This window comes from Modestobacter sp. SYSU DS0657, assembly GCF_054050925.1.
Genome location: NZ_JBJHAG010000038.1, coordinates 25,065 through 36,173 on the forward strand (window position 1 = coordinate 25,065; position 11,109 = coordinate 36,173).

Genomic DNA, 11,109 nt, shown 5'->3' on the forward strand with positions numbered 1-11,109 from the left:
CGGCCCGGTGCCGGCGGTGCGCCGCACGTCCCCGCCAGCGACCGGCCCGAGGAACGCGCCGCCTACGCGCGCCCGGAGGGCACCGCCGGGGCGTTCGCCGACGACCACCCCCGGTTGGCCCCCACCCCGACCGACGCCCCTCCGCCGCCCCCGGCGCAGCAGGCCGCCTTCGGCCGGCCGGGCGAGGTGACCGGCTCGTTCGCCGGTGACCGCCCGCAGGCCCCGCCACCCCCGGCCCCGCCCCCGCCGCCGGAGGCCGTGCTGCGGGCCTTCGCGCCGCGCGGCGGCGACCGTGGGCTCGGTGAGCCGCCGGGCGGCCGATCCGGTCCCCGCCGCACCGCGGCCGGCCCGTTCTGGAAGCGGGACGCGGAGAGCGACCCGTGGCGCGACCCGCACGCCCCCGCCGGCCTCGGTGCCCCCGCCGTCTACCCCGCCGAGGTCGACCAGCCCGGCCCGCTGGTGGTCGACGCCCAGGGCCGGCGCAAGGTGCGGCTGCGCGACCTGTCGGTGCGGCTCACCGTGCTGGCGCTGCTCGGCCTGCTCCTGGTCGGCATGGTCGGCGGCACCACCGCCTGGTGGCTGGGCCGGAGCGTCGACGAGCAGCCGCTGCTGTCCCCGGACACCCAGCTCTCCCAGGTCTCACCCGGCGTCAGCCGGGAGCCTGGGTCGATCTCCGACATCGCGGCCCGGGTGATCCCGGCGGTGGTGTCGGTCGAGGTCCGGTTGGCCAACGCCGGGGCCACCGGCTCCGGCGTGGTCGTCGACGCCGACGAGGGCTACATCGTCACCAACAACCACGTGGTCTCCGGCGCCGCGGACGTCGACGACGCGGAGATCCGCGCGGTGTTCAGCGACGGCAGCGGGTCACCGGCCCGGATCGTCGGCCGCGACCCGGCCAGCGACCTCGCCGTCCTCAAGGTGGAGAAGCCCGGCCTGGTCGCCGCGGCGCTGGGCACCTCCGACGAGGTCGTCGTCGGTGACGCGGTGGTCGCGATCGGCTCCCCGCTGGGGCTGGCCGGCACGGTGACCAGCGGCATCGTCAGCGCGCTGGACCGCCCGGTCCGGTTGTCCGGTGAGGGCAGCGACACCAACGCGGTCATCAGCGCCGTGCAGACCGACGCCCCGATCAACCCGGGCAACTCCGGCGGCGCGCTGGTCGACGCCAGCGGCGCGGTGATCGGCATCAACACCGCGATCGCCGCCGTCGGCGGCAACGGCACCACCGGCGGGTCGATCGGCCTGGGCTTCGCCATCCCGATGGACACCGTGCGCGACATCGCCGAGCAGCTGATCACCACCGGGTCGGCGGTGCACGCCACGCTCGGGGTGAACGCCCGCTCGGTCACCGACGGCACCCGCGACGGTGCGCTGGTGGTGAACGTCGAGCCGGGTGGTCCCGCCGCCGAGGCCGGCATCGAGGAGCAGGACGTCGTCATCGCCGTGGACGGCGAGCCGGTGGGCAGCTCCGAGGAGCTCGTCGTCGCCGTCGACGCCCACGAGCCCGGCGACACGATCACCGTCGAGGTGGTCCGCGGCGGCAGCTCGCGGGAGCTGCAGGCCACGCTCGCCGCGGCCTGAGAAAGGGCCCCCTGCCCCCGACCACTCGCTCGCTCGCGGTGGGCCCCTGCGCGGGGCCGAGATCTGGTCGGGGCCGGACACCGATCGTTCAGGCGGCGCTCGACTGGCTGACAGCTGGCGCACCTACGCTGGACACGGCCGCGGCGCGCGGCCGGTCAGCGAGGAGGAACGGTGTTCGACTCGATCGGCTGGGGCGAGATCATCGTCCTGGCGCTGGCCGCGCTGTTCATCTTCGGCCCCGAGCGGCTGCCCGGGCTGGCCAAGGACGCGGCCAGCGGGTTGAAGAAGGCCCGTTCGGCGCTCACCGGGATGCGCGGCCAACTGCACGACAGCCTGGGCGACGACTTCGACTCCCTGCGCGACATCGACCTGCGCCAGTACCACCCCAAGACGTTCATCCGGCAACAGCTGCTCGCCGACGACGACGAGCCCGTCGCGCAACGGGGGAGCGCCACCGGCAGCACCGGCCTCGCCGCCGCCGCGGCGGCCGGCGCCGCCCGCCCCTCGCAGGCCGGCCGCAGCCGGGACTCCTCCGTCCCGCCGCCGTTCGACTCCGACGCCACCTGACACGCGGGCGGGCCGGGACACATCGGCTGTCGAGGAGGGGACTCCGCCGGCCGCCACCTGTCCCGCGGACAGTCGTGCTCTGCCCACCGGGGGTGGGCAGACCACGACTGTCGGCGGAGAAGGGTGCGGCCGGGGCAGCGCCCCCGGGGCTCAGCTGTCCGGCGGGGTGAAGGACGCCGTCCGGGTGAGCCCCGCCGCGCGGCCCTTGCCGGCGATCACCAGCGCCATCGTGCGGCTGGCCTCGTCGATCATCTCCTCGCCCAGCATCGCCGAGCCCTTCGCGCCGCCGGCGGCGGAGATGTGCCAGTCGTAGGCGTCGAGGATCAGCTCGGCCTGGGCGGGGCAGCCCGCTGACCACGCGAGAGGCCGGCCCCCGTTCGGGGGACCGGCCTCTCGACGTCGATCAGGTCAGCGGTTGACCGGGGTCAGGCCCAGCGACATCCCCGACAGGCCGCGGGAACGGGCGGTGAGCCCGTCGGCGATCGCGGTCAGCGCCTGCGCCGCGGGGGCGTCGGGCTCGGCCAGCACGATCGGCGCGCCGGCGTCGCCGGCCTCGCGCAGCCGGGTGTCCAGCGGCACCTGACCCAGCAGCGGCACCCGCGCGCCGAGGGTCTTGGTGAGCGCGTCGGAGACGGCCTCGCCGCCGCCGGAGCCGAACACCTCCATGCGGGAACCGTCGGGCAGCTCCAGCCAGGACATGTTCTCGATGACGCCGACCACCTGCTGGTGGGTCTGCGTGGCGATCGCGCCGGCGCGCTCGGCCACCTCGGCGGCGGCCTGCTGCGGGGTGGTCACCACGAGGATCTCGGCGTTGGGCAGCAGCTGGGCGATGGAGATCGCGACGTCGCCGGTGCCGGGCGGCAGGTCGAGCAGCAGGACGTCGAGGTCGCCCCACCACACGTCGGCGAGGAACTGCTGCAGCGCGCGGTGCAGCATCGGGCCACGCCACACCACGGGGGTGTTGCCCGGGGTGAACATGCCGATCGAGATGACCTTCACGCCCAGCGCCTGCGGCGGCATGATCATGTTGTCGACCTGGGTGGGCTTGTCGTCGACGCCCAGCATGCGCGGCACCGAGTGGCCGTAGATGTCGGCGTCCACGACGCCGACCGACAGGCCCTTCTTCGCCATCGCGGCGGCCAGGTTGACCGTGACGCTGGACTTGCCGACCCCGCCCTTGCCGGATGCGACCGCGTAGACGCGGGTCAGCGAGCCGGGCTGGGCGAACGGGATGACCGGGTCGGCGGCGTCGGTGCCGCGCACGGTCTTGCGCAGCTCGGCGCGCTGCTCGTCACTCATCACGTCCAGGCCGACCTGGACGGCGGTCACGCCGGGGACGGCGCCGACGGCCTGGGTGACCCGGCTGGTGATGGTCTCGCGCATCGGGCAGCCGGCGACGGTCAGGTAGACCTCGACGCGCACCGCGCCCGGGTCGCCGCCGACGCCGATCTGCACGTCCTTGACCATGCCGAGCTCGGGCAGCGGACGGTTGATCTCCGGGTCCTGGACGGTCGCGAGGGCCGCGTTCACGGCGTCGAGCGCCGGCGAGCCGGTCAGCGTGTCGGACATGCGGGGGGAGTCTCCTTCGACGGGGAGCCCACGGGTGCCGGGCCCCGACCTGCGGGAACCACGCGCGGGCGGTCTCCACTGTACGGCGGCTCGGGGGGCCACCCGGGCGGCGGAGGTGTGATCCGGGGCGTTCCCCGGCGGTCACTAGGGTGCGCTGCGTGCCCCGCTCCGCCCGGTCCGCCCGGTCCGCCCGGTCCGCCCGGTCCGCCCGGTCCGCGACCCTGCGGGACGCTGTCGGGCTGGGCGCCGCCGTCGGGCTCTACGGGGTGGCGTTCGGTGCCGCGGCGGCCGGCGCCGGGCTGGACACCTGGCAGGCGCTGACCATGTCCGCGCTGATGTTCACCGGCGCCTCGCAGTTCGCGCTGGTCGGCGTCGTGGGCGCCGGTGGGGGAGCGTTCGCCGCCGTCGGCAGCGCCCTGCTGCTCGGCACCCGCAACACCGTCTACGGCGTGCGGCTGGCGCCGCTGCTCGCGCCCCGTGGGTGGTGGCGGCGGGCCGGCGCGGCGCACTGGGTGATCGACGAGACGACGGCGATGGCGGTCGCCGCCCCTGACCGGGAGCTGGGCCGGCTGGCCTTCTGGTCCACGGGGGCCACCCTCTACGTCGGCTGGAACCTGACCACGGTGGTCGGCTCGATGGGTGCTGCCGCCCTGGGGGGCGCCGCGCAGGCGGCGCTGGACTCGATCGTGCCGGCTGCCTTCCTCGCGCTGCTGTGGCCCCGGCTGCGGAGCAGTGCGCGCGAGCCGTGGGTGCAGCGCCGGGTCGCCCTGGCCGGGGCGGCGGTGGCCCTGGCGCTCACCCCGGTCGTGCCCGTCGGGGCGCAGGTGGTGCTGGCGGTGGTCGCGGTGGCGCTGGTGGGCCGGCCGCGGCAGACGCGGGAGGCGGCGGCGTGAGCAGCGGAGCGCTCTGGACGGTCGTGCTGGTCGCCTCGGTCGGCTGCTACCTGCTCAAGCTCGCCGGGCTGTCGGTGCCGGCCGCCTGGGTGGAGCAGCCGTGGGTCACCCGGATCGTCGAGTTCGTGCCGGCCGCGCTGCTCGCCGCGCTGGTCGCGGTGCAGGCGGCGACGTCGGGCTCGGCGCTGGTGCTCGACGGGCGGCTGGTCGGGCTGGCCGTGGCCGCACTGGCGCTGGCCCTGCGGGCGCCGTTCATCGTGGTCCTGGTGCTCGCCGGTGCCGCCGGGGCGCTGGTGCACGTCCTCACCGGTTGACCCGGCGCGGCTGCCGCCCGGCCGTGGTGCGCCCCGGCACCATCGCCGGGTGACGACGACGGCGACGGGGACCCGCACGGAGGCGTCGCCGCTGCTGGGCTGTGCGGGGCTGGGGCTGCTCGCCGGGGCGCTGGCCAAGGCGGGTGACGAGTCGGGCTGGCGGTGGGCCGCCGACCTGGGCACCTACCCGGCGGCCTGGGTGCTCGCGGTCGCGCTGATCGGCTGGTTGGCGCCGTCGGTGCGCACCGCCGCCGTCCGGGCCGGCGTCTTCTTCGCCGCGATGACCGTCGCCTACTACGCCTGGGCGGCGCTGGTGCTGGACTTCGGCTGGTCGCCGCGGCTGCTCATCGCCTGGCTCGTGCTCTCGGCGACCGCCGTCCCGGTCACCGGCGCCGTGGTGCGCTGGGCGACCCGCCGGTCCGGCTGGCTGCCGGGGGCGCTGCTCGGCGTGCCCGCCGGGCTGGTGCTCGGCAGCGGAGCGGCCCGCCAGCTCTGGCTGACCTGGGTGCAGCCGGACCTCATGCTGCCCGGCCGGCCGGTGCAGGTGGCCGCCGAGCTGGTCACCGCCCTGGTGCTGGTGGCAGTGCTCCCCGCCGGCCACCGCACGCGGGCGTGGGCCGCCGTGCTCGCGGTGCCGGCGCTGCTCGTGGCGACCGACGTGCTCGACCTGCTGCACCGGGTGGTGTGAGGTGGCGGGCGTGCTCGTCGTGGTCGGTGGTCTGCCCGGGGTGGGCAAGACGACGGTCGCCCGGTCGGTCGCGGCGGCCCTGCCCGCCGCGCACCTGCGGATCGACGCCTTCGAGGTGGCGCTGGTCCGGCAGCAGCTGGTCGCCGGCCCGGACGACGTCGGCGCGCACGGCTACGCCCTGGCGCTGGCCGCCGCCGGCACCTGCCTGACCGCCGGCACCGACGTCGTCGTCGACGCGGTCTTCGACGTCGCCGCGGCCCGCCGGCCGTTCCGGGAGCTGGCCGCCCGGCACGGCGCACCCGTGCACTGGCTGCGGCTGATCTGCACCGACCGGTCCGAGCACCGCAGGCGGATCGAGGAGCGCACCGCCGACCTGCCCGGGCACACCGTGCCGACGTGGGCACAGGTGCAGGCCCGGCGCACGGACCAGTGGCACGAGCGGCACACCGTCGTCGACACGGCCGGCGGCGACCCGGTCGCCGCGGTGCTCGCCGCCGTCCGGGGCTGAGCACGGACCGGGGGCTCAGCCGACCGGGTCGGCGCTCGCCTCGCGGCGCTTCTTGTCCTTCTTCTTCCGCTCCCGGTCGTCGCCCTCCTCGGGCACCAGGCGGTTCAGCTCGCCGCGGATGAAGTCGCGGGTGGCCAGCTCACCGATCGACACCCGCAGCGAGGCGAGCTCGCGCGCCAGGTACTCGGTGTCGGCCCGGTTCTGGACGGCGCGCGCCCGGTCCTCCTCGGCCTGCACCCGGTCGCGGTCGGCCTGCCGGTTCTGCGCCAGCAGGATCAGCGGCGCGGCGTAGGCCGCCTGGGTGGAGAACGCCAGGTTGAGCAGGATGAACGGGTACGGGTCCCACCGCAGGTTCACCGCGGTCACGTTCAGCGCGATCCAGACGATGACGATGATCGTCTGGACGGCGAGGAACCGGCCGGTGCCCAGGAAGCGGGCGATGCCCTCGGCGAACTTGCCGACCGCGTCGGGGTCCAGCCGCAGGAAGCTGCCCAGGGTGCGCGCGCCGCGCGGCTGGTCCAGGCGCAGGTCGGCCCGGCGGTCGGTGGACTCAGCCACGACGGGACCGCTCGCGCCAGTCCTCGGGCAGCAGGTGGTCCAGCACGTCGTCGACGCTGACCGCGCCGACCAGGTGGCCCTGCGCGTCGACCACCGGCGCGGCCACCAGGTTGTAGGTGGCGAAGTACCGGGTGACCTCGGCCAGCGGCGCCTCAGGGCGCAGCGGGTCCATGTCGTCGAGCACGCCACTGACCAGCGAGGAGGGCGGTTCGCGCAGCAGCCGCTGGATGTGCGCCAGGCCCAGGTACCGGCCGGTGGGGGTCGCCGACGGCGGCCGGCAGACGTAGACCTGGCTGGCCAGCGCCGGGCTGAGCTCGCGCACCCGAACCCGGGCGAGCGCCTCGGCGACCGTGGCGTCGGGGGAGAGGATGACCGGCTCGCTGGTCATGATGCCGCCGGCGGTGTCCTCGGAGTACTTCAGCAGCTGCCGGACCGGCTCGGCCTCGTCGGGCGCCATCAGCTCCAGCAGCCGGTCGCGGTCGACGTTGGAGAGCTCGGCGAGCAGGTCGGCGGCGTCGTCGGGGTCCATCTCCTCCAGGACGTCGGCCGCCCGGCCCTCGTGGAGGGTGCCCAGGATGGTGATCTGCTCGGACTCGGGCAGCTCGCCGAGCACGTCGGCCAGCCGCTGGTCGTCCATCGCCTCGGCCACCTCGTGCCGCCGCTTGATCGGCAGGTCCTGCAGCGCGTGCGCGACGTCGGCGGCGTTGAGCTCGCGGTAGGTGGCGATGAGCGTCTCCGCGCTCTGCCCGGTCTCCGGCAGCGACAGCCCGCCCACCTCGTCCCAGGCCAGCTGCTGCAGCTGACCGCGGCGGCCCAGCCGGCCGGGCTCCTGCACCGCCAGCCGGGACACCACCCAGTCGCCGGTGCGGGTCTGCTCGATCGCGGCGTCGACGACGGTCGCCGGGCGGCCGGACTCGTCGATCGTGACCCGCCGGTCCAGCAGCTCACCGAGCACCAGGGTCTCCCCGGCCCGCTGCTCGAAGCGCTTGAGGTTGACGGTGCCGGAGGCGAGGGTCACCGAGGAGGCGTCCAGCCCGGTGACCCGGCCCATCGGGCAGAAGATCCGGCGCCGGGCGACGACCTCGACGATCAGCCCGAGCACCCGCGGGGCGGCGCTGCCCACCCGCAGCGCGACCAGCACGTCGCGCACCTTGCCGACCCGGTCGCCGTTGGGGTCGAAGACGGTCAACCCGGCGATCCGGGAGACGTACGCCCTCGTCACCGTCGTCACGGAGGGAGGCTACCGTCGCGCGGGTGAGCGCCCCGGCACCTGATGGACTGGCCCCTGACGGACCGGCACGTGACCGGTTGGCCTACGAGGTGGTCGACGTGTTCGCCCCGCGCGCCTACGCGGGCAACCCGCTCGCCGTCGTCTTCGACGCCGACGGGCTGACCACCGAGCAGTGCCAGGCGCTGGCCTTCGAGTTCCACCTGTCGGAGACGTCGTTCCTGTGCGCCCCCACGCCGGGGTCGGGCGCCGACTACCGGGTGCGGATCTTCACCCCGTTCGCCGAACTGCCCTTCGCCGGGCACCCCAGCGTCGGCGCCGCGCACACGCTGGTGCGCACCGGCCGGCTCCCGGCCGGGCGGCTGCGGCAGGAGTGCGCCGTGGGCGTGCTCGACCTGACGGTCGACGGCGAGGGCGCCACCCTGGGCGGCGGCGAGCCCACGCTCGCCGACGCCCCGGAACCGGAGGCGGTCGCCGGCGCGCTCGGGCTGACCGCCGACGACCTGGCCGGCCTGCCCGCGCACGTCGCCGGCTGCGGGCTGCCCTTCACCTACCTCGCCGTCCGGCCCGGCGCCGTCGACCGGGCCCGGCCCGACCAGGGGGCGCTGGACCTGCTGGGCGTCGGCGAGGGCGTCTCGGTGCTCAGCTGGGACGCCGGCTCCGCGACCGCCTACACCCGGGTGTTCGCCGGTGACCTGCGCTGGGGCGAGGATCCGGCGACCGGCTCCGCCGCGCTGGGCACCGGCGTGTGGCTCGCCGCCGCCGGGCTGGTGCCGGCCGACGGGACGGCGTGGTACACGATCCGCCAGGGTGAGCAGCTCGGCCGCCCGTCGGTGCTGGAGTGCACGGTCACCACCGCCGGTGGGCGGGCCACCGCGGCCACCGTCGCCGGCGCCGTCGTCCCGATCGCGACCGGCACCATCCGGGTCCCCGCACGTTGGTGAAGGACCCCGCTGCCCCCTGTGAAGGACCCCGTCCTCCTCACCCCTCGCTCGCTCGGGGCGGGCCCCCGGACGGAGCCGGTCGGGCTCGTGGCGGGCCCCTGCAGCAGGGCCAACCCCCGGCGTGGGCGGTCACCCGGCCCGGCGGGCGGGACGCCGCGCTGATGGCGGTCGCGGTGGTCGGCGTCTCCTTCTCCGGGCCGCTGACCGCGCTGGTTGCCACCTCGTTCCTGGCGATCGCGTTCTGGCGCAACGCCGCGGGCGCGGTGCTGCTGGTGCCGCTGCTCGTGCGCGACCGCGGGGCGCTGGCCGGGCTGCGGGTGCGCCAGCTGGGCAGCTCGGTGGTCGCCGGGCTGTTCCTCGCCGCGCACTTCGCCGCCTGGCTGCCCAGCCTGTCGATGACCACGGTCGCCGCCTCGACCGCGCTGGTCACCACCACGCCGATCTGGACGGCGCTGGCCGCCCGGGTCTCCGGCGTCCACCTGCCCCCGCAGGTGTGGTGGGGGCTGGGCCTGGCGGTGTTCGGCGCGGCGCTGATCGCGGGGGTCGACGTCACCGTCTCCTGGACGGCGCTGGCCGGCGACGGGCTGGCGCTGCTCGGGGCGATCTGCGCCGGCGGGTACATGCTCGCCGGCGCGCGGGCGCGGGTCCGGCTGAGCACCTCGGCCTACGCCGTCGTCTGCTACTCCACCTGCGCGCTGGCCCTCGCCGTCGCCGCGCTGGTCGCCGGTGTGCCGCTGGTCGGGTTCAGCGCCCGCGACTGGTGGCTGATCGTCGCGATCACCGTCTGCGCGCAGCTGCTCGGGCACACGATCCTCAACGAGGTGCTCTCCACGGTCGGCCCGACGGTGGTCGGCCTGGCGATCCTGCTGGAGGTGCCCGGCGCGCTGCTGGTCGCGCTGGTGCTGCTGCAGCAGGCGCCGCCGCTGCTCGCGCTGCCGGGGATGCTCGCCGTCGTCGTCGGGGTCGCCCTGGTGGTGCGGGCCGGCCGCCTGGCGACGGTGACCGAACCGGTCACCTGAGAAAGGCCCCCGACCTCGCGAGGTCGCGGCGGGTCGCTGCGAGATGGCCGACCACAGCGGCCGCAGGCTCAGCACCGTCGCTACTGTCCGGTCCCGACACCGTCGTCGGCAGGAAGAAGGCGTCGTGGCCGAGCTGCGCTCCCGTCGTTCCAACCTGGCTGTCCCCGGCAGCAACCCCCGGTTCCTGGAGAAGGCCAAGGGGCTGCCCGCCGACCAGGTCTTCCTGGACCTGGAGGACGCCTGCGCGCCGCTGGCCAAGCCCGGTGCCCGCAGGAACGTCGTCGCCGCGCTGAACGAGGGCGGCTGGGGCGAGAAGGTCCGCGTCGTCCGGGTCAACGACTGGACGACGGAGTGGACCTACCGCGACGTCATCGAGGTGGTCGAGGGCGCCGGGGCGAACCTGGACTGCCTGATGCTGCCCAAGGTCGTCGACGCCGCGCAGGTCCGGGCGCTGGACCTGCTGCTCACCCAGGTCGAGCGGGCCAACGGCCTGCCGGTGGGGCGGATCGGCATCGAGGCGCAGATCGAGTCCGCCCAGGGCCTGCGTGAGATCCACGCCATCGCCGCCGCCAGCCCCCGCATCGAGACGCTCGTCCTCGGCCCGGCCGACCTGATGGCGAGCCTCAACATGAAGACCCTGGCGGTCGGCGCCCTGCACCCGGGCTACCCGGGCGACCCGTTCCACTCCGTGCTGATGACGATCCTGGTCGCCGCGCGCGCCGCCGGGGTGCAGGCCATCGACGGGCCGTTCCTGCAGGTGCGGGACGTCGACGGGTTCCGCGAGGTGGCCAGGCGCTCGGCGGTGCTCGGCTTCGACGGCAAGTGGGTGCTGCATCCCGGCCAGATCGAGGCCGCCAACGAGGTCTACGCCCCCTCGCAGGAGGACTACGACCACGCCGAGCTGATCCTCGACGCCTACGACTGGCACACCTCCGCCGCCGGCGGCGCGAAGGGCTCGGCGATGCTGGGCGAGGAGATGATCGACGAGGCCAGCCGCAAGATGGCGCTGGTGATCGCCGGCAAGGGCCGCGCGGCGGGGCTCACCCGGACGGCGTCCTTCACCCCGCCGGACAGCTGAGCCCCGGGGCGCTGCCCCGGCCGCACCCTTCTCCAGGAACAGTCGTGGGGGGGGGGGGGGGGGGGGGGGGGGGGGGGGGGGGGGGGGGGGGGGGGGGGGGGGGGGGGGGGGGGGGGGGGGGGGGGGGGGGGGGGGGGGGGGGGGGGGGGGGGGGGGGGGGGGGGG

The 11,109-nt window shown here is 76.0% G+C and carries 12 protein-coding genes; 9 read left to right on the top strand and 3 right to left on the bottom strand.

Annotated features, from left to right (window positions below; translation table 11 throughout):
- The first annotated feature begins 114 nt into the window (after nucleotides 1-114).
- Both ACI79A_RS18265 and ACI79A_RS18270 read left to right on the top strand, forming a co-directional pair.
- Nucleotides 115-1,578 carry a S1C family serine protease gene (locus ACI79A_RS18265; RefSeq protein WP_457085180.1) on the top strand — a complete coding sequence of 488 codons (1,464 nt, stop codon included), beginning with the start codon at nucleotides 115-117 and terminating at the stop codon, nucleotides 1,576-1,578.
- A 171-nt stretch (nucleotides 1,579-1,749) separates the two neighbouring features.
- A complete protein-coding gene (locus ACI79A_RS18270; RefSeq protein ID WP_457085181.1) occupies nucleotides 1,750-2,145 on the top strand; it encodes a twin-arginine translocase TatA/TatE family subunit in 396 nt (131 codons plus the stop codon).
- 408 nt (nucleotides 2,146-2,553) lie between these two features.
- Here ACI79A_RS18270 and ACI79A_RS18275 read toward each other — a convergent pair whose 3' ends face one another.
- Nucleotides 2,554-3,714 carry an Mrp/NBP35 family ATP-binding protein gene (locus ACI79A_RS18275; protein ID WP_457085182.1) on the bottom strand — a complete coding sequence of 387 codons (1,161 nt, stop codon included), beginning with the start codon at nucleotides 3,712-3,714 and terminating at the stop codon, nucleotides 2,554-2,556.
- Nucleotides 3,715-3,872: 158 nt separating this feature from the next.
- On the opposite strand from ACI79A_RS18275, the gene ACI79A_RS18280 reads away from it, so the two are divergent.
- The 4 genes from ACI79A_RS18280 to ACI79A_RS18295 are packed head-to-tail and all read left to right on the top strand — an operon-like array spanning nucleotide 3,873 to nucleotide 6,117.
- Complete coding sequence (locus tag ACI79A_RS18280) at nucleotides 3,873-4,607, top strand: AzlC family ABC transporter permease (RefSeq protein WP_457085183.1); 735 nt, start codon at nucleotides 3,873-3,875, stop codon at nucleotides 4,605-4,607.
- Nucleotides 4,604-4,921 carry an AzlD domain-containing protein gene (locus tag ACI79A_RS18285; RefSeq protein WP_457085184.1) on the top strand — a complete coding sequence of 106 codons (318 nt, stop codon included), beginning with the start codon at nucleotides 4,604-4,606 and terminating at the stop codon, nucleotides 4,919-4,921. Before ACI79A_RS18280 ends, ACI79A_RS18285 begins: the two co-directional genes overlap by 4 nt.
- A 49-nt stretch (nucleotides 4,922-4,970) precedes the next feature.
- Nucleotides 4,971-5,609 (top strand): DUF6518 family protein, encoded by a 639-nt coding sequence (locus ACI79A_RS18290; RefSeq protein ID WP_457085185.1) that lies wholly within the window; start codon nucleotides 4,971-4,973, stop codon nucleotides 5,607-5,609.
- A 10-nt stretch (nucleotides 5,610-5,619) separates the two neighbouring features.
- Nucleotides 5,620-6,117: an AAA family ATPase gene (locus ACI79A_RS18295; protein ID WP_457085186.1), complete on the top strand. Its 498-nt coding sequence runs from the start codon at nucleotides 5,620-5,622 to the stop codon at nucleotides 6,115-6,117.
- Nucleotides 6,118-6,132: 15 nt separating this feature from the next.
- Here ACI79A_RS18295 and ACI79A_RS18300 read toward each other — a convergent pair whose 3' ends face one another.
- Together ACI79A_RS18300 and ACI79A_RS18305 are read right to left on the bottom strand one after the other, a co-directional pair.
- Entirely contained in the window at nucleotides 6,133-6,675 is a 543-nt protein-coding gene (locus ACI79A_RS18300) for a DUF1003 domain-containing protein (protein ID WP_457085187.1), read from the bottom strand.
- Nucleotides 6,668-7,906: a magnesium transporter MgtE N-terminal domain-containing protein gene (locus ACI79A_RS18305; protein ID WP_457085188.1), complete on the bottom strand. Its 1,239-nt coding sequence runs from the start codon at nucleotides 7,904-7,906 to the stop codon at nucleotides 6,668-6,670. The genes ACI79A_RS18300 and ACI79A_RS18305 overlap by 8 nt, the downstream gene beginning before the upstream one ends.
- A gap of 23 nt (nucleotides 7,907-7,929) precedes the next feature.
- Between ACI79A_RS18305 and ACI79A_RS18310 the strand changes: the two genes are divergently transcribed.
- From ACI79A_RS18310 to ACI79A_RS18320, 3 genes are all read left to right on the top strand, one after another.
- Nucleotides 7,930-8,847 carry a PhzF family phenazine biosynthesis protein gene (locus tag ACI79A_RS18310; protein ID WP_457085189.1) on the top strand — a complete coding sequence of 306 codons (918 nt, stop codon included), beginning with the start codon at nucleotides 7,930-7,932 and terminating at the stop codon, nucleotides 8,845-8,847.
- A 161-nt stretch (nucleotides 8,848-9,008) separates the two neighbouring features.
- Entirely contained in the window at nucleotides 9,009-9,866 is an 858-nt protein-coding gene (locus tag ACI79A_RS18315) for a DMT family transporter (protein WP_457085190.1), read from the top strand.
- A gap of 124 nt (nucleotides 9,867-9,990) precedes the next feature.
- Complete coding sequence (locus ACI79A_RS18320; protein WP_457085191.1) at nucleotides 9,991-10,944, top strand: HpcH/HpaI aldolase/citrate lyase family protein; 954 nt, start codon at nucleotides 9,991-9,993, stop codon at nucleotides 10,942-10,944.
- The last annotated feature ends 165 nt before the right edge of the window (nucleotides 10,945-11,109 follow it).

Coding starts and splice junctions, on each gene's coding strand:
- ACI79A_RS18275 (WP_457085182.1), bottom strand. CDS start 3,714: ATGTCCGACACGCTGACCGGCTCGCCGGCGCTCGACGCCGTGAACGCG.
- ACI79A_RS18315 (WP_457085190.1), top strand. CDS start 9,009: ATGGCGGTCGCGGTGGTCGGCGTCTCCTTCTCCGGGCCGCTGACCGCG.